The following is an 18,904-nucleotide window of genomic DNA, read 5'->3' as shown; positions in this document are numbered from 1 at the left end:
AGCAGAAAAACAGGGATAATGCCGAGTAATAATTCCATAATTGTATGAAAACCTCCTTATTGGTTTATTATACCATAATAATTATGGGGGAAGCGGCCAATTTTTGAAGATAGCTCAACCTACTAGCAACCATATTTATTACATAGTACAATGCTTTAAACTAGAATACTGAAATAGCGAAATAAGAAAAAATAAAACACCCAAAAAAACAAAGAGGAGGGTACTTGGCAGAACAAGACTTAATCCAGAAAACATACCACCGATTGCCATACCTGAATAGCGAATAAAATTAAACAGTCCTAAGGCAGCTCCTCTATATTCGCTATATTCATTACTTATAATCGTTGAAAATAGTGGAGGGGCAAATCCAATTGCTAAGCCATACACAAATAACAGGGTACTTAATACGATAATTGATTGAGTATGTAGGAAACCAAAAGCTATAATTAACAACGGGAGGAAAAATAAAACAGTGATAAATAGCTTTTTCAACGTCACTTTCTTCTGTATTTTTTTAAAGATAACACTCCCCAAAATCATACTAACAGTTAAAGGTAAGTATAATAATCCAATGTTTTGTAACGATATATGATAATGATCGTGGAGCAAGATCGGTAAAAATACTAGAATGACAAAGTAAATAAAGAAGACAAAAAAGCTTACCGTCATCGTCATTAAACCGACACGATTCAAAAAAATGGCTCGATAGATTTGGATAAAGCTACTAGCATTTTCTTGACCGTTATTTCTTTTTCCGTTGTTAGGAAATGCCAGCATAATAAACACAAGTAATAGGGTTGCAATAAGAAATAGACATAAAAAAATACCTTGGTAGCCATAATATTCGCCTAATATTCCACCTACTATTGGAGAAACTGCTGGGGCCAGGGAAAGTAGTATTTGATACGTCCCCATTGCGCTCCCCCTTGCTTCACCATCAAATAAGTGTGAAATCATATTTATCGTAACCAAGGGAATAACACCAGCTCCAATGGCTTGAACAACCCTAAAGACCATAAATACTAAAAAGTTGGTTGTAAATGCACAGACGATGGTTGAGATACTAATTAACAAGAAACTAAAGATCAACAACCGTTTTTGATTTTGGGTATCTATTACTGCACCTAAAAAAATTTGAACCATGGCTATGATAAAAATAAAGCTACTGACAGTGAAATTCACCCAATTAATAGATACGCTAAATGAATCCCGAATGAGTGGAATGACAGGCGTATAAATATTTTGATTTAAAGAAGCGAAGAAACTGCTTATACTTAACAAATACAATGCAAGTATTTTCGTTTGAGCTAGTCGAGACATATACATTCTCCTTTTACAGCTTTAATGTGACTTCATGTTTTCGGTAATAGCGTTTAAAAATCGAATAATTGTCTCTAATTCCGAAGTGTTAAAATCATTAAGGATACTTAAGTAACGATTTTTTGCCTGCTCATGTAATTGATGGTGGATAAGCGCAAGCATCTCCCCTGATTTTGTTAGCATATAATATACTTCCTTTTTATTATCTTCTTGCTGCATTTTTTTAAGGATATTATGCTCTAATAGCTTTTTTACTGCTTTTGTAATCGCTGGTTTCGAAACATTTAAAGTTTCTGAGAGTGTGATGTTATTCGCCTTTCCTTTCTCTTTAATTGCTGCAACAATGTGTAATTGTGTCAATGTCCAATCTGAAACAATTGCTTCCTCCTGACTGACTTTCATTCCTTTTCTTCTTCTGTCAGCCGATTCTCTTTCTGTAATTAATCGTTGCAAAGCTTCTATAACATCATTTTTTTTCTCCATTTGTGTCACCTAGCCTTATTTTATTTTAGTTAACTGGTTAACAATTTCAATTTTATATTTTATTTTTATTTATGTCAACAGGTGTATTTAACGAGGTTATTTAATAGTTAATCAGTTAATAATAAGGTTGATATTAGCGATTTGACCGTAGCTATGCCTAGTGAAACTTGGATGTAGTGCAGTCAACTAAAATAAAATGAAGAAATTCATTGTAGTTATAGTTCAACTTTATGGTTCACTGCATCTGAGTGACTTTAGAATTAGTTAGTGAAAATGGTCTACTTTGGTTAATTCCTACATATCAAAATTCAATATTAAGTAAGGTTGAATACTTTTCTTTTATTATTAATGATCAATTTTGGGTTTGTGATCCTAACTGCTATCGTATTCATGTTATTGATGAGATGAATTTTTCGTATATTGAAGACTTATTAACCCAGCCAATAAATAAAGTGGTTGTAAACAATTCGAGTACAGGAAAAGATTTGAATAATAACACTTTTGAAGTAATAAATAAAACAAAAGTATTTTCAACCTTAGATTCAGCAATTTGTTATACGGCAAACTTAAAAAATATAACCGAGGACTCTGCGGTTATTTTTCAAATAATTAACCCAGAAGGAAAATTGCATTTTGTGGACTGTGAGTGCTTAATGAGGAATAAAAAAATGGTGAACGAATTTATTATGCAGGATTAAAAATTACGCCTAATTTATTAGAAGGTACCTGGACCTTTCAACTGATTCATCAAAATAAAATAATAGATTCAAAAGCCGTTTTATACAAAATCTATAAAATTAACTATGGAAAAGATAAGAATAGTCATTTTACGAAAAAAAATTTCAATTTTAATTTAGAAATTTGAACGATATTAATTTTAGGAAGTGATTTTTATGAGTACTGGTAGGCAAATAGCTTCAATTTTTATATTACTATATTTTGTAGTTTTTTTTATAGTTTCAAAAACCTTTTCATTATCATCTACATTCAATTACATAGTTTGCGGAGCAGGATTAATAATTTCTGTTATTCTACATATGTATTTTAAATTTAAATATGAAAATATTAAAAAACCAGGTTCTCGTTAAATTGAGTACCTGGTTTAATTAATTCCATAAATTTTATCTTGCTAATACATATTCTATCGTATGTGCGAACGAACATTCTATGTAAGGGAGATGAACTCAACTTAGAGGAAATCGCAACCGCATTAAGTCTCCAGATTCCAAATATACCCCACATAAGAATACAATTAAATTCATATAAATAAAGGTAGTAAAAAAATCATAGAAATCTTGATTTCAACGTACCTATTCAATTCTAAATACACCCCCATAAAACTAAATCTTAAGAAAAACTTCAGGTTCTACTAAGGAAATATTTAAGATTCGTTGTGTATACTTATTAAAAAAAGGAAATTCACGAAACCATTTGAAGATTTAAAACGTATTGGTAGTAGGAGAGAGAATATTGGAGTAGGTGAAGATATGGCACATACGATTTACATAGTATTAACTAAAACAGGGACATTACTATCGAAAGCGATAGGCATGTATACGGGCAAAGAGATGAATCATGCATCCATAGCCTTTGATGAGGGGCTTTCTGAGATGTATAGCTTTGGTCGAAGGCAATTAAACAATCCGTTAAGTGGGGGCTTTTTACGAGAGGATGCAGAAAGAGGCCTATTTGAGTCTGCCGATTGTGTCATTTATCGTTGTCGGATATCCCATTATCAATATTTAGAGATGATGAAAATTGTGCGCTATATGTATTGGAATCGGGATCGCTATAAATATAATTTTATCGGTCTTTTTGGTGTGGTGATGCAAAAGGAAGTGAGACGTGAGCGTGCTTATTTTTGTTCCCAATTTGTAGCGACGCTATTAAAAGTGGGTGGTCTAAAAATCTATCAAAATCCAGCATTAATGACGCCTCATTGCCTAGCACAATTACCATATTTAGAAAAAGTGTTTGCTGGAAAACTAGCAGACTATTTACAAGCTACTCGTGAGCCAGTTATGCTGTATGGCTAACGAAGACATACTCCAATCTATAAATGCCTTTCATTACGTATTAATATCAATATATTGAATCAGGTAGGCAATCTTCCATTTTATTTTTTCGTAAAATAGAAGATTGCCTGCTGATTTTTTATTAGTAATATTTACCTCATATAGGATGACCATACACCTAATTGCTGGAAAGCTGAAAATAAGTCCTATTCCTGTTAAAGTACTACCATAAAATTGCTATCATAAATACTAGGTACGTATGTGTAACGATTGAATCATCAGCAAGGAGGATATATAGATGAGTGAAGAACTAACAGCAGTTGGTTGGGATGCGATTGATCAGGCATTAAGACAGGTGTATAGTGAGCAGGAGCCAATGCATTACGGAACCATGATTCCCTACTCGCTAGGAGGACAAGATCCTTTAGATGGGATAAGTGCCTATAAAAGTGAAACCCCGATTCCGCATTGGCATTTTGTTACATATGGTTTCTCGGAATTATATGAAAAAGAATTTGACAATCAAGAATATAGTGGGTATGGATTTGAGCTGACATTTCGCTTAGTACGCAACGAGAATGAAGAGGAGCCACCTGCTTGGGCTTTAAATTTACTGCAAAATATGGGCAGATATGTCTTTAATAGTGGCAATGTTTTTAGAGCAGGGGATTATTTAGATGCAAATGGACCCATCTGTCTTGATGCTGACACGCAATTAACCGCACTCGCCTTCACATATGATCCACAGCTTGCTGAAATAAATACACCAAATGGAAAAATGGAGTTTATTCAAATGGTTGGTATTTCAGAGGATGAGCTAGAAGCGATGCAGACGTGGAATACACTTGGGGTGCTAGAGGCTGGTATTGAGCAAATACCAAGCTATATTACGGATTTAACACGTAATTCTCTCCTGCAAAATCAAGAAGTTGTCGCAGCAGTTGAGCACGGAATGGAGGAAGATGGCTCCAATACGGGTTTTCTTTTTGTAGACCAGCTCGCTTGGGAGATTGGGAAAAAAGGTTGGTTTAACAAACAGTCCAATGTTATTCAACTCGGGGCGAAACAGGCAGAGGTCATTAGTAAATTACTACGTGGGCGTATTTTAAAAGATAAAAACCTAAGCTTAGTCGGACAACAAATAACAATCCAATTTAAAGCGGATTCCCAAGTTGGCTATCGTGAGGATGGACAGGAAATTACCATTTCATTGAACAGGGCAGCGGTAGAAGAATTAAGTCAAAAGCTAGTGCCACAAGAAAGCCAATTCACTGTGTCTTCTTTAGCAGGTGTAAGCTTTCAAATTTTGAAAACACATATTAAAAATCAAGAAGGAGCGGTTGTGAAAACAATCGGATAAGATTGATCTCTCGCTAAGGCTTTTTAGCGGGAGATTTTTCTCTAAAAGTAGAAAGGGAGGGTGAGACATTGCAACAGTGTGTAGAACATTTTCTAGCAGCTGTGTGGGAACAACTCACAGCTGTTTATCAACAAGAAAGTAAACGGATAATGGACTTAAAAGAACAAAGTAAATTACAAGCAGGTGTCTTTCATTATTTAAAAGTTGCCTGGAAAAAAGGGAAAAGTCCTAATGGCAATATCTTTATTGATGTCTATGAGCCATTTAGTTGGAGTGATAGTGCCTATAGGGTAGAAGCAGGTCCATACATACAGGAGTTTACCAAAGTAAATCAGATAGAGGAGCTTTTTTCGGCTCTCTGTACAAAAATGGAGACGTTGTTTCAATCCGAGCAATATGGTTTCCGATTTTTTGATTACCATTTTCAAGTAGTCCTTGAATTTGAGCATGACGGGACGATGCTTAGCTATCAGAAAAAGCTTCTCCATGATCATAAGCTAGCGTTAGTGAAAGAGCAGCTGGCCACATTTATTGAAACAAAGGTAATGGCTGAGCTACCTATACGACCAAGTGATCATGATGAATTTTTCTTTGCACAGTATTTAGTCAATCCGCATTTTTTTCATCAGTCAGCCAGTGAAATCGAACCACTTATTTGTCAACTAGAAGTAAAACATCGTGCCAATAAAGAGCGTCTAGACCAATGGGTTTATTATTATACAATGGCGTTTAAGCACTGGGCAGAGAAACAATTTTTACCGTACTATTTTGAACAAACAGGGGATTATATCCAAGAGTGGGTGCTGAAAACTGAGGATATGGTACAGCAACTGGAGCAGGAAAGGCTAAATTTCTTTCTTTATGTAGCATTGAAAATTGGTCAAAAAGAGCCAGCTACCCGTTTAGAGTATCTTGAGCTTGCCAAACAGCTGGGCTCACAGCAAGCTGTTGATTATTTGCAAAAAGGAAGCGGTCGTTTTGAAAGTATGCGGAAGCGTGAGATGTTCCAAGGGCAAGCAAATGATGTTTTACAAACAATTGATATACGAGTAATAGTTGAAGAGGAAGCGGCTTATCGTGAAGCGCTTCATTATATCATTCAACTGTTGCAGGAAGGTTTTCCAAAGGGCTATAAGCTAACCTTCAAGAGTAAAGTGAAAAATTACCTTCCTGTTAAAAAGTTAGCCAAGTCAAAGCTCCATCAGTTTTTTGCCAATTGCCTTGAATATCCTAGCCTTTTTCCGTTAGTAGCGAATTATGCACAGATTGCTATGGAGGAATTTGCATGGTATCAAGATGTCGAGCCGAGCGAAAAATCAGCGATGCCTGGCACCTATGGGGTCTTTGGCTTAGGTCTTTATAGTAAGGCTTATTTCCCGCTCGTTGAACATTATATGGCACTAGTGGATACAGAGCATCAATCTGTACAGGATGCTTATGCGGAGGCTTTTCAGGAGGTACACGGCCTATCAGTGGAGGGGATGCCTGTGTTCGTAGCTATTCTATTAGGTGGGAGTGAATCGGCTAAGCCATTAAAGGGCATGGACATCAAGGGATTAGACTTACTTACGGCACTTGTGCAAGAACTGGAGAAAAAAGAAGACTACCAGCGTGCATTTGTTTTATATCGAATATTTGGTAGTTCCAAGAAGATCGCACAACGTCTAAAGCAAGAAGAAGCACCGATGAAAAATGAGCTGCAGAAATTATTGCAATGGATGGATTTATGAAAGGAGGGCAGTTAAATGGAATGGGCGAAGGTGTGTAAAACTAAGGATATTGAGCGCGTGCGAGAGGCGGTAAGCAAGCTGGATGTCAATGAGCGGGATGTACGTGGGAGAACGCCGTTAATGCTTTTCCTAACAAATCGAATGCCACTTGAAGCAATCAAGCTGCTATTGGCACAAAATATTGATTTAGAGGTACGAGATAAGCTAGGTGATACGGCGCTTAAAAAGGCTGTAAAATTTAAGCAAGCAGAGGTACTTTCATTACTACTTGCTGAGGGTGTAGATTTACAGGCGCCTGAGGGGATTACCGCTACAGCTTGGTATGCAGCAAGAGACCATAGAGGGATTGCGGATTTATTGCTGGATACGCCTGGAGCCATTCGACTGACCTTGCAGGCAGCAGAACAGCTGCAAGTGGAGTCCATTTTATATGAGGAATCCCTTGATACAATGTGCCATGAAATAAGTAAGGTGTCATCAGCTGTCATTTTGCATGCCATTGTGAATGGCTATAATTGGGATGATGGACCAGAGCCCATGCTTGCAGCGTTAGCCAATCCAGTATGTGCACCTATAACCATGATGGACATGTTTGAACTGATGGAAGGCGAGTATTGGCTAGAACAAACAGAAGAAGAACTAGCGAGCTCCTATTGGAAACGACCATGGAAAGAGATGGCAGAAATACTACAGGAAAAGTTGAAATTCTGTGATAGATAGTGAGGAATGTGCAATGGATCAGAAAGCAAAAAAAATTTTAATGCAAACCTATTGGCAATCAGGTAGATGGCGGTCAGGCGGATATACTTATACAGAAGAAGATTTTCAGTATGCCAAAAGTAAGGGCTTGATGTTTGACCGATTAACCATTACTCATGATGAATGTGTACAGAGGTTACGACATCTTCATGAAGAAGGTGTAACAAAGGAGCTTGTGGTGACAGCATTTTTGCATAGCTTATCGACGCGTAAAGTATATTTGCGCAGTGCCTTATCCAGCTGGGCTCTTACCCATGACCTACTAATCCACACGTATCATGAGCGACCTGTTACATTAGTATCCTATAGTGGCTGTGGGTACTGTAATGAGCAGAAAATCATGTCAAATGAAGAATATGTAAATGAAGATTTAAATGTGCTTAATTTTGAACGAATGAAGTGGGGAGGTGTTCGTCTCAATTGGCTCTTATATTGTTTGCTAGATTTAGAATGTTTAGTGAAAGAACAAGAGACGTTTACGGTGTGTGAGGAAGATATAATGATAGTAAAACAGATGATAGCGGCAATAGAATCCTGTAATGAGACGGATGCAGCTAGACAGCTTGAGAAGCGCTGGAAGGATGTATTTAAGTCCAATCAATATGAACGAGATGCTGTGATGGAAATCTGGGGCTATGCTGGTTTACTAGTATCACAGGATGATTATCGCAAGGAGCGTGGACGTGGAACGGATTTTATGTCAATGGCTACCTGGAGAGGACAAGATGGCTATTCGCAAGATAAGATGCAGTTTTACTTTGGCTCCTATCTGTAAATTTGGACTAGCTACGCCAACTCATAAGACAATATTCTGTTAGACAATCCTGATAGCGCAACCATATGGAACGAGCTCTAGCATGCTTCTAATTTGATCGTTTGCTGTTGACATGTTCATTGGGAGACGCCCCCTAGTAATGTGCGCTGATGGTGTGCTAATTTTAAATACAAATGGTTGCGAAAAGCTTTAATTAGATAGATGAAGGGAGAAGTGTAGGGAAATGGGTGCATGGGGATACAAAGCATTGGAAAGTGACGAAGGTTTGGATGTAGTGGGCTTTTTACAAGATTTTATGAAGCATCACAAAGAATCGAGTCAGATTACCTTGTGGAGCATTGTCCAGATGATGAAAAATAAAGGCTTTTTTGGAGACAACTTTGAGGATATCGATTTTTTCTACGATATTAGCGCTATGGCACTGGCAGAGCTTTATTGCCAATATCTTGATACAGGTCAAATCTATGGTTACGAAAGTAAGAATGTACAAGTGCACTGGACAGCAAATGAAGACTCTTTGACATTTATTTTACAGTATCTAAAGGACATTCAAGATGAAAAGCCTGATCAGCATGGAGGGAGAGAAATGACAGAACTATGGAGAGAGTCCGAGAGTTGGCTAGAATGGCAGTCGAATCTAGCCTATCTTATACAAAGGATTGAACAAGAAATCAGCTGTTTGCAGCAATAAAAAAGGGAGGTCATTGGAAGTGACCTATGATTTTTGGATAATGGCTTCCATCATGGAATTGCTTGACTATCCAGATGAGGAAAATGATCATTATATTCCTCAGCCAACGTTGCAAGCCATTATGGATGTGCTTAATATCCAAGTGCCAATAAAAGAAATTTACGAACGTTTTTTTGATCAGTCCATTCATACAGGGCATGTTTTAGTATTTGCTAATAAGCATCTGCCGCATGCCTGTATTGTACTTGATACTTATCGTGATCCACTAGATCAGCAGGATTTAATTCGATTTGGCTGGAGGGTGGCAGCGAAGGATGTTTGTCTAGTAAGACAGTTATCTCGGAAACTATTTGACAATTGTGATGAGGGCATTCGCTACGAGGAAGGTCAATCTATTCTCTATCAGGTACTGCAGGAACAAAGCTATCCTCGTAAATACTACTACGAGACGGTATTTGAGCAAAAAATGAAGAACTATATGGTGTGACCAATCATAAAAGGATTCGTGACACTTCCTATAGAGAGTGCGCGAATCCATATGAAAGACATTATACAAAGAAAAAACTAAATAAAGATAAGATGATGGAAATGCCAACAATAGGTCCAATCATTTTCATATGTCGTTTTCGTCCCATCACAACAATCGCCACATACTCACGAATCATAGCATTTGGCCAATAATAAAAGGCTGTCTTTGATCCTATGCCTTGACTATTCAAGCCCGCAAGTCTTGCATAAATACCAGCGCGAAATAGGTGGAAGTTATTCGTCGTAAAAATACTGTTATAGTCCTTACCTTGTTTCCGATCATCCATCAGTTGTTTAGAAAATAACATATTTTGATAGGTATTGACAGAGCTGTTCTCCTGTAAAGTATGCTCAATTGGAATGCCTTTTTCAATCGCATATCGTTGCATTGCTTCAGCTTCAGGTAGATTCTCGTCAGGACCTTGTCCACCAGAGAAAATAATGGTTGGTGGCGTAGTAACAGCCGCTTGCTTATGGTAGAAATCCATTGCTTTTTGAATTCTACTAGCTAACAGCGGCGGTACTTTGTCATTGATCAAGCCACTTCCTAGCACGATGATAAAATCTTGATTCAGCTTTGGTCGATTGAATTGATAAAGAAAATAGGCGGACAAAAAATTAGATAAATGGATAAAGAAATAAAACGTGATCAGCGAGATCCCACCAAAGATCGGTTGGAGGTGGATTGAAAACACACTCGCTGGATAGATAATCGGTAAGAGGATAAATAGCAATATGCCTATGGCGACCAGTAATGTTAAAGAATTGGCCAAACGTCGACCTTCTCGCTTCATCAATACTCTCGCATTTAAAAATAAACCAAACATTAAGGCAAGAATGCCAAAAGGAATCAAGATAAATAGGGCAATAAAAGGGATAATAACAATGAGCCTTAAAAAGTAATGGTCAGATGCTAAAGATGCGATGACGCAGAATAACAGAAAAGAACAAATAAATAGATTAAATAATAGTCCATTGATCATTTTTCTTGGGTCTTTTAAATAAGAAATGAGAAAAATGACAAAAAGAATGAGTGGAATAATGCCAAAATACATACAAAATGCACCTCTAGTGATGGAGTGGTTGATGATATCTTTATATTATAAGTCATAATTGGGCGAAATCAACCATCGACAAAATGACAAGAGGGAGCCTGACGATACTCCCTCTATTTTTTGTGTGAGCGATTTTCGGATTTATGGAGATAATGAAGATATTCATGACGCGTTAATCCGCCAGTTTGACGATTAAATTCATCATAAGTAATATCTGCTGGTAAGCCAAATTCAGCGAATGCCTGTTGATGTTCTTTATGATAGTACGGATGAGCCAGTGATCTAGATACATTTTCTTCCTCTGATTTCAACCAATCAGTTGCAACGCCTGCAGAGACACCGTGGTTTGTAAAACGATTGCCTGTTTGAAATGTAGTGATAGATGCTGGCTTGCTAATCGTTCCTGTGCCCCATGAAAGACGGTAACGAGGCTCCTTCCCATAGTGGAGAGTCTGTCCGTAACCTAGAGGGAATAAAATATCGTCTTCTGTTAACGTTTTATGACCAAGTTTTTCATAGCAGCCCCTCATAAAATAGTCGTCCATGACGATTTGTGTTTGGGAAGCTAATGGAGCAGCGGTAATTTCCTCAAGAGAAGGCAAACGCTCTGTCGTGGTCAACAGATAGGGACGAATAAATAAAGGCATAGTCATCACATTATGCCAAATACTATCTTCTGCAAATAACTGATCTTTTTGCATTTGCCGTAAATCGCCAATAACCAGCACATAGCCGTTGACGAATAGATCAATCTCTACACGAAAAATATCGCCTGGTACAGCCTTATAACGTAAACTTTTCATCTTTGTCAGCTTTTTTAGCTTGTCTGCGTAATCTGTAGGAAGCTGAGTCGGAAATTGCAGTAGCCAATCCATGATCGCCGACTTAGTCGTTAAATGCTCAAAACCTGTAAGCGGAAGCTGATAATATGTTTTTGCATTGCGAGCTGTAATATAGCTTGATGGCTGGTGTTCATTGCCTAGACCAGCAGAAAAAATAACACCTGTTGCTTTCACGGCAGAAATCGTTGTGTAATTTAATTTCTTTTCCTTTCCACGTGCGGTTTGTGGGACAATCATTTCACGATTACGTGTTAAAATGTCCACATCAGCTTCCTGGTAGCTATGCTCATTAACGAAAATTCTTTTTTTAATCACATCCCCCTCGAAGCAAATAAAGTAATCTTCTCGAATTTGATGTGTGTCCCAATGATTTTCTAGCATATGTAGACCGAAATAAGGGCGTAGTGAATTTGTTAGCCAACTAGTAAATAATGTCAATAAGACTTCCTCCTTACGTATGTTTGTTATGTGGGTCAAGTATACTGAATTTGACGGATGACGAAAATAGGATGGGTGAAAAATGGTTAAAATAGTTGCTTTTATGTGATAGCAACGATTGCTTTCGGAGCAGAAGGCCGCCTTTTTCATCAGGCTATAGAACTGTTATAATGACAGACAGAGGTGATGAACATGCATATTTTGACGATTGAAGGCATACCCTATGCTTGGCTTGAGCCATTACAGGAAATTCATGCTCACGTCTTTGACGGTGCCAAACTGCCAGTCGAAAAGCTAGAAAAGAAAGAAGGTCTTCTTTGTTTATTGGCAGTTGAAGATGAGGCGCTATTCGGCTTTAAACTGGGCTATCCACATCCAGATGGCGTTTTTTATAGTTGGTTGGGTGGTGTTCATGTGACAATGCGGGGGCGAGGTATTGCTAGTCAATTAATGAAGGCGCAGCATGCGGCTATTCAGGAAGTAGGATTTCAAAAAGTTCGTACATATGGTAGAAATACACGCAAAGCCATGCTCATTACCAATCTCAAACATGGCTTTGATATCGTTTCAACATTTCTTGATGAAAAAGGAAGACATAAAATTATATTTGAAAAAACATTCGATTAAGGAGTTTTAAACATGAAAGCATATTTAGCAAACGGATTATTTTCTTTAGGAGATCGCTTCGTCAATGAGCAATTGGCAGCAGCTATTCGGGAGGCCGTGCCAGACATCGCTTTATACGTACCACAGGAAAACGATGCTATCAATGATAAATCAGCCTATGCAGATAGCTTAGCCATTGCTCAAGCAGATTTAGAAATGCTGCAAAATAGTGATGTATTGATAGCTGTATTGGATGGGGTTGAAATTGATTCAGGTGTGGCCGCTGAAATTGGTGCGTTCTCTATGCTGAATCGTCCTATTATTGGTGTACTGACAGATGTTCGTCAGCAAGGACGAGACAATATGCAAAAAATAGAGGCGCTAATCCGAGATGGGCTAGAGAATCAGTTCGTTTACCGTAATCTATTTGTTGTGGGGTTAATTAAACGTAATGGCGTTATAACGTCTTCCATTGAAGAGGCTGTGGAAGCCGTACAAAAATTGAACAACGAGGAGGCATAATCATGCTGTTAGCTACATCAGACGTGATAGCAGGAAAAGACATTATCGACACTTTAGGACTAGTGCGAGGAAATTCTGTTCAATCAAGAAACATCGGTCGAGACATGATAGCTGGTCTTCGTAATATTGTGGGTGGCGAGATGAAAGAGTATGCTGAGATGCTTGTGCGTTCTCGCGAAATCGCCACACAGGCAATGATAGAGGAAGCCCAACAAATGGGAGCAGATGCCATTGTAGGTGTCCGTTATGCGACTTCATCTGTAATGGATGGCACATCAGAAGTGTTGGTATATGGAACGGCTGTGAGATTTAAATAACAGTTTCAGACTGGGGGATAGAAGCCATCGAGAAGTTTGATATGCTCTCGATGGCTTTTGTCATTTTTTTCTCTCTTTCATATTCAATATTTGGTAAACTATTACCAAAAGAGCGCGTGCATGAACATTTTTTTAGACTTCTTAAAGTTACCCATCGCATCCGTAAAACCATGCTTAATGGTTTCTTTGATTTGTTTGATGTTATTGAACTATCGTAAATGTTCAGCTTCCTTCACATAGAATCCCCAAATAGGAAGTTGAATGAGTTCTTACTTTCTGTACATTTTGGTAGGCTTGGTCACCTCAAACGCTTGCTTTTCATCAACATATGTAGTTGGAGTTCTTTATGTAGAAGCTGATGGAATGAAGAGCGCTGACTCCTGCGGGAGAAGCGGAAGTTGAGATTCTGGACTGAGAGGACGTTTTCTGTGTGAAAGCGAAGCGGAGGGAAATAGCTTGACTGCGCCTGTAGCGGAAATCAACGGCTTTACTTTATTTTATTGCGAAAATGCTGCGTTTATCGAATTTATTGTAAAATTTTAGTTAATTATGTTAAAAATACAGTCTATTGTGCTGCTTTAATGATGTTTTATCATAAGATGCGTATAATACCTATTATGCAGATAAGGTATAATGGTTATGGTAGTAAAGGTTAATGATGCCCAACTTAGAATCTGTTGGGCATGATAGAAGAAAGAGTGGGATATATGGTAGATTCACAACAAAGCAAAGGCTATCGTGTTCTTTCGATATTTGATCGATTGATGGATGGCCAAGGAATCAACAAGAAGCAGGAAGCATTGACACATCAGGTTGGTGAAAAAACCATACAACGGGATATCGACGAAATTCGTACATATCTGAGAAAGGCTAAACTCAATTGCCGCTTACAATATGTTCGTACAGAAAAAGTATATAAACTAATACAAACAGATCATAATCGTTTATCTAAAGAACAAGTATTAGTTATTATTAAAATACTAATTCAATCAAGAGCATTTAGTAAGACTGAGATGAATGAACTGTTGGAGAAGCTTATTTCTATTGTGGCAGCAGATCAGGATGCTCAAATACTATTAAAGGAAAAATCGGTAGAGGTAGATGTACAACATAACCAATCCTTAGTACCATTCATTTGGAGCATTTCAGAAGCCATTCAAAAGAACAAGGTCATGACAATTGATTATGTAGCTGAGGGAGAATGTATCTCGACTGAAAAGATGGTAAAGCCTCTAGCTGTGATCTTTTCAGCACCCTATTTTTATGTTCTAGCAGATAATCAAGATAGTCCAACTGTTTACCGAATGGATCGTATTCAGCATCTTCGTGAACAGGATAAAACATTTCAAATAGGTGAGCTCCACAAGGATCAGCCATTGATTGATGTTAGTGAGCCTATACGATTTCTCTATAGAGGAAAGTACCCCCAAACTGTTTTCAATCGATTTCCGACAGCCAAGCTCGTATCGCAAAATGATCATGCCTACTTATTTGAAGCAAATGTGTTTGGAAACGACATCAATAGGTGGTTTTTAAGTCAGGGAGCAGATCTAGAGATATTGGAGCCAATCGAGCTGAGAGAAGAGATGATAGAAACTATACAGGCAATGCAGCAAAATTATCATTGTATTTAAAAACCCGCGCAATTTTAAGCACGGGTTTTACTATTACTGAAAAAGTTGTTCAATGAATGTCAAATCGACATCATGATTGAGCTTGTAATCTTTCATATAATTTTCTTCATATAAATAAACGAATAAATGGTGATTATCATCTATACGTAAGCCGATTTCCCTGTCATCATTGATCGATAACGTCAGCCAATAAGCTTCTTTAAAATCGGATTTAGCAAACCATACTTTTTTTAATGGCAGGTCTTTTAATGGCTGCATTATTTGGTCGATTTCTGCTTTATTTGTAAGCATGATCGTTTTTTCATCCGAAGAACGAATGACTTCAATTTCATGAATTTCCTTCAAATCGAGACGCTCTGTTACCTCTGTTGTAAAATCGGTGTCCCTTGTTAGTAGCATTGTTGAGATATACAGAATAAGTAATGGTAGTAAAATGCCTAGAAGTAGTTTGTATCTTTTTTTCATACTCGTCTCCTTAAATTCTAAAAATTCGCACATATGTATTCTTTTCCACGCTATAATTGAGCATATACTGAAATGATAAAGGAAGGCAATAAAATGACATATAATTATGCAGAAAAAGAACTATTTTATCCAGATAGAACTATTATGTATCGAGGCGGCGTCAAAAAAAATGATTTTGGCCATGATATCTATGATGGGAAAGGCATGCTTTTTGATCAAGATGGCGAGCTCTTATTCGAGGGGGAATTCGTCAATCATATGAAGCAAGGCAATGGCATCATGTATTTAAAAGGGCAACTTATTTATCAGGGAGAATTCATTCAAAATAAAAAACAGGGTCACGGCATTTTATATAAGGATGGTCAAAAGCATTATGAGGGTCATTTTCGCAATGATTTAATGGATGGCTATGGCATCTTATATTATGAAGAGGATGTGACGGCTCCTTATCAAGCATTGCGGGCACAATATCCTCATTTAAATCAGCCTCAGTATGAGGGTGATTTTGTACATGGCATGAAAAAAGGAAAAGGCAAGCAGTATTATCCAAATGGGTTTTTACAATATGAGGGTGATTTTATTTGGCATCATATGCAAGGGGCTGGTAAGCTCTATTATCCGACAGAATCACCAACGGCTGAAGAGCTTGCCCGTGGTGTCACAACATGCCACTATGAGGGTCATTTCTTTGAAGATCTGAAACATGGCAAAGGGAAAGTTTTTTCTAGGCAGGGTATGCTGGAAGCGGAAGGACAGTTTAAAGAAGATAAGATGACAGGGCATGGAACGCTTTATTATGCCAATGGACAGGCTTCCTATAGAGGGGAATTGGTTCATGGCAAAAAACATGGACGAGGCGATTATTTTAATGAAGATGGCAAAATCATTTACAGTGGTGAATTTATCAATGATGAACGATTGCGCATTACACCTGAAATCGAACAGGAGATTACTAAACTACAAAAGCAATTGGACAGTCTTGTAGGATTGCCGAACGTAAAAAAAGAATTACATAATTTAATAAACTTCATTAAAATCCAAAGCCTGCGTGTCGATCATGGATTAACAAGCTTTCCAATTACGTATCATCTTGTTTTCTCAGGCAATCCAGGGACAGGTAAAACAACAGTGGCACGCATTATTGGCCAAATCTACAAGCATCTTGGCGTGTTATCAAGCGGACATTTTGTTGAAACAGATCGCGCAGGATTGGTCGCTGGATATGTAGGGCAAACAGCACTCAAGGTTCAGGAAGTTGTTAACAAAGCAAAGGGTGGGGTTCTCTTTATTGATGAAGCCTACTCATTAATTCATGATAAACAGGATGCATTTGGTAAGGAAGCGATTGACAGTTTATTAAAAGCAATGGAGGATCTACGTGATGACTTAGTAATTATCGTTGCTGGGTATACAGAGCTTATGGAGGAGTTTTTACAAGCGAATCCAGGCTTTAAATCTCGCTTTAATCATTTTGTCCAGTTCGATAATTTTAGCACCGATGAACTCTTTGCTATTTTTGCTATGCTTTGTCAAACGAATGATTATCAATTCGGAGAAGCATTTGCCCAACATATGAAAGTGCAGCTACGCCAAATGCCAATTGAAACAATTCCTAATTTCTCGAATGGTCGCTATATTCGAAACCTGTTTGAAAAATTGGTGACGATCCAATCAAACCGATTGATTCAACAGGCAACAATCTCGAAAGAAGAATTGATGACTTTTGAGGAGCAAGATATTTTACAGGGCCTATCAGAAAAGCTATTTGATAACACTTTTTAAGATAAGGAGTAGACGAATGAAAAAATGGTTTGCCATTATTTTAGTGTGTGCTTGTATTTTACCACGGATAATAACGATTCATGTTACAGTAAATAATCATATAAATGTCCATAAAAACAATAAAAGTTAATGAGTTATGCTTGATATGGTAATATAATACAAAATATACGCTATCGTTAACGAACACGGATGCCTTTAATTGGTATTTTCGTGCACCGGATGGAGAAGTGATGAGACTGTTGTGCGCAGACTAACATCTTGGCTTGACGGGATTCAACAATTCCCAAAAGTGATTATTGTCTCGCATGGTCTGACTGGGCGAATTTTACAGGGTGTCTATGCAGGACTTAATAAAAAAAGGCACTCAAGATGTATTATTCAAGTCAACCAATAAAGAAATCTCAAGAATTTGTTCTAATATCGAAGATGATTAGTACATATAAAGATATTTGAGTTCATCACATTGTTCTCAAGGAATATTCAGAAATGCCACCTATTATAATGTGTAGGAGGCGTTTTTTTATGAAAAAATGGATGTTATGTTGTTGTATTTGTATCGTGGTTTTCTTATTTTATTATACAAACAAAATATATGAACGCGCTCAGCTAGAACTGCCATCATTACATAGTCATAATGCTTTATTGCTCAATGAACAAGGCGAAGTATTATACGAAAAAAATGCAGATGCTATTATTTATCCAGCTTCCTTAACCAAGATTATGACAGCCATCGTTGCCATAGAGATGACAGAGGATTTACAAAGACAAACAATTGTAGAACCACAAACGATTGCCAACTATACGGCCCAAAATGCTTCGATGGCAGGCTTTCAAGCAGGAGACTTTGTTACAATGGAGGATTTATTATATGGCACACTCCTTGCCTCAGGTGCCGATGCAACAGGAACTCTTGCAGATGCTATCGCAGGCAGTGAGGACAAATTTGTCACTTTGATGAATAACAAGGCGCAGGAATTAGGCATGCATGATACATATTTTGTTAATACCAGTGGCCTACATGATGAGGCACATGTATCTAGCGTGCGGGATATCAGTAAGCTTCTACGCTATGCGTTAGAAAACCCTATCTTTTATCAAATATTTACCTCGAAAAGCTATACAACCCATGTGCCTAATGAATTAATTATCACAAACTCGTTGTTTACAAAAGTGCCTAGTGTAGATGGCCCCATACTAGGAGGGAAAACAGGATATACACCAGAAGCAGGGCTCTGTCTGGCGTCCATTATCGAAAAAGAAGGAAAATCATTTCTTTTCATTACAACCAATGCCCCGACCTATGTTTGGACGCCACCCCCTCATATCGAAGATGCTTTAACTGCCTATGATGCCCTGTAAGTGGAAAAAAGATGAAAACATCTCAACTTTTTCATCGTTTCCAACGTCTTATTTGAAAGGAAGACATTTCTTGTTTTGCGATGGTGCTAGATAATCCATTTTTGAGGGAAGTCTCTCCTGGATCAAGCAAAACGATTACTTTTTGTAGCCCTTTGCTTATTGATGCGGGGAAGATGCCCTCATGGTTGGGGAAGCTCTGGGGAATTCGCTCCAAAATAGGAGC

General features: G+C 37.7%; 19 protein-coding genes. 14 read left to right on the top strand and 5 right to left on the bottom strand.

The features are described 5' to 3' along the window. Positions 1-138: 138 nt before the first annotated feature. The gene (locus tag MKY46_RS13050; protein ID WP_058843642.1) at positions 139-1,320 is read right to left on the bottom strand and encodes an MFS transporter; all 1,182 of its coding nucleotides are present in this window, start codon (positions 1,318-1,320) and stop codon (positions 139-141) included. A 21-nt stretch (positions 1,321-1,341) separates the two neighbouring features. Further along, complete coding sequence (locus MKY46_RS13045; RefSeq protein ID WP_340834436.1) at positions 1,342-1,803, bottom strand: MarR family transcriptional regulator; 462 nt, start codon at positions 1,801-1,803, stop codon at positions 1,342-1,344. Positions 1,804-2,051: 248 nt separating this feature from the next. Here MKY46_RS13045 and MKY46_RS13040 point away from each other — a divergent pair, with 248 nt between their 5' ends. The 8 genes from MKY46_RS13040 (at position 2,052) to MKY46_RS13005 (ending at position 9,620) form a co-directional block, all read left to right on the top strand. Continuing rightward, positions 2,052-2,501: a hypothetical protein gene (locus MKY46_RS13040; RefSeq protein WP_089932674.1), complete on the top strand. Its 450-nt coding sequence runs from the start codon at positions 2,052-2,054 to the stop codon at positions 2,499-2,501. Between the two features lie 789 nt (positions 2,502-3,290). Then, positions 3,291-3,839: a hypothetical protein gene (locus tag MKY46_RS13035; RefSeq protein WP_036116978.1), complete on the top strand. Its 549-nt coding sequence runs from the start codon at positions 3,291-3,293 to the stop codon at positions 3,837-3,839. A gap of 277 nt (positions 3,840-4,116) precedes the next feature. Beyond that, positions 4,117-5,178, top strand: coding sequence for a suppressor of fused domain protein (locus MKY46_RS13030; RefSeq protein WP_036116930.1), 1,062 nt, complete (start codon positions 4,117-4,119; stop codon positions 5,176-5,178). Between the two features lie 68 nt (positions 5,179-5,246). Then, positions 5,247-6,908, top strand: a complete 1,662-nt coding sequence (locus tag MKY46_RS13025) for a DUF6138 family protein (protein ID WP_340834434.1) — start codon at positions 5,247-5,249, stop codon at positions 6,906-6,908. Between the two features lie 15 nt (positions 6,909-6,923). Then, entirely contained in the window at positions 6,924-7,628 is a 705-nt protein-coding gene (locus MKY46_RS13020) for a DUF4274 domain-containing protein (RefSeq protein ID WP_036116926.1), read from the top strand. A 13-nt stretch (positions 7,629-7,641) separates the two neighbouring features. Further along, the gene (locus tag MKY46_RS13015; RefSeq protein ID WP_036116923.1) at positions 7,642-8,442 is read left to right on the top strand and encodes a hypothetical protein; all 801 of its coding nucleotides are present in this window, start codon (positions 7,642-7,644) and stop codon (positions 8,440-8,442) included. A gap of 223 nt (positions 8,443-8,665) precedes the next feature. After that, the gene (locus MKY46_RS13010; RefSeq protein ID WP_036116920.1) at positions 8,666-9,133 is read left to right on the top strand and encodes a DUF4259 domain-containing protein; all 468 of its coding nucleotides are present in this window, start codon (positions 8,666-8,668) and stop codon (positions 9,131-9,133) included. A gap of 19 nt (positions 9,134-9,152) precedes the next feature. Further along, positions 9,153-9,620, top strand: a complete 468-nt coding sequence (locus MKY46_RS13005) for a hypothetical protein (protein ID WP_036116918.1) — start codon at positions 9,153-9,155, stop codon at positions 9,618-9,620. 61 nt (positions 9,621-9,681) lie between these two features. Here the strand turns inward: MKY46_RS13005 and MKY46_RS13000 are convergent, their stop codons facing one another. Both MKY46_RS13000 and MKY46_RS12995 read right to left on the bottom strand, forming a co-directional pair. Next, complete coding sequence (locus tag MKY46_RS13000; RefSeq protein ID WP_058843645.1) at positions 9,682-10,716, bottom strand: YdcF family protein; 1,035 nt, start codon at positions 10,714-10,716, stop codon at positions 9,682-9,684. Between the two features lie 113 nt (positions 10,717-10,829). Beyond that, complete coding sequence (locus MKY46_RS12995) at positions 10,830-11,996, bottom strand: immunity 26/phosphotriesterase HocA family protein (protein ID WP_058843646.1); 1,167 nt, start codon at positions 11,994-11,996, stop codon at positions 10,830-10,832. A gap of 192 nt (positions 11,997-12,188) precedes the next feature. Between MKY46_RS12995 and MKY46_RS12990 the strand changes: the two genes are divergently transcribed. The 4 genes from MKY46_RS12990 (at position 12,189) to MKY46_RS12975 (ending at position 15,075) form a co-directional block, all read left to right on the top strand. Further along, positions 12,189-12,623 (top strand): GNAT family N-acetyltransferase, encoded by a 435-nt coding sequence (locus tag MKY46_RS12990; protein WP_058843647.1) that lies wholly within the window; start codon positions 12,189-12,191, stop codon positions 12,621-12,623. 12 nt (positions 12,624-12,635) lie between these two features. Further along, positions 12,636-13,124 (top strand): nucleoside 2-deoxyribosyltransferase, encoded by a 489-nt coding sequence (locus MKY46_RS12985; protein ID WP_058843648.1) that lies wholly within the window; start codon positions 12,636-12,638, stop codon positions 13,122-13,124. A gap of 2 nt (positions 13,125-13,126) precedes the next feature. Then, positions 13,127-13,441: a YbjQ family protein gene (locus MKY46_RS12980; protein ID WP_036117142.1), complete on the top strand. Its 315-nt coding sequence runs from the start codon at positions 13,127-13,129 to the stop codon at positions 13,439-13,441. Positions 13,442-14,148: 707 nt separating this feature from the next. Further along, complete coding sequence (locus MKY46_RS12975; protein ID WP_082673695.1) at positions 14,149-15,075, top strand: helix-turn-helix transcriptional regulator; 927 nt, start codon at positions 14,149-14,151, stop codon at positions 15,073-15,075. Positions 15,076-15,108: 33 nt separating this feature from the next. On the opposite strand, the gene MKY46_RS12970 is transcribed toward MKY46_RS12975, so the two are convergent. Further along, positions 15,109-15,540: a hypothetical protein gene (locus MKY46_RS12970; protein ID WP_036117138.1), complete on the bottom strand. Its 432-nt coding sequence runs from the start codon at positions 15,538-15,540 to the stop codon at positions 15,109-15,111. Positions 15,541-15,633: 93 nt separating this feature from the next. On the opposite strand from MKY46_RS12970, the gene MKY46_RS12965 reads away from it, so the two are divergent. After that, a complete protein-coding gene (locus tag MKY46_RS12965) occupies positions 15,634-17,322 on the top strand; it encodes an AAA family ATPase (protein WP_340834432.1) in 1,689 nt (562 codons plus the stop codon). A gap of 522 nt (positions 17,323-17,844) precedes the next feature. Further along, positions 17,845-18,681 (top strand): D-alanyl-D-alanine carboxypeptidase family protein, encoded by an 837-nt coding sequence (locus MKY46_RS12960; RefSeq protein WP_036117134.1) that lies wholly within the window; start codon positions 17,845-17,847, stop codon positions 18,679-18,681. Positions 18,682-18,904: the final 223 nt, after the last annotated feature.

The organism is Lysinibacillus sp. FSL M8-0355 (assembly GCF_038008985.1).
In the GTDB taxonomy this organism is placed as follows: Bacteria; Bacillota; Bacilli; order Bacillales_A; family Planococcaceae; genus Lysinibacillus; species Lysinibacillus fusiformis_D.
The sequence above is the reverse complement of the archived record's forward strand: the minus strand, read 5'-3'. Positions and strand labels throughout refer to the sequence as shown.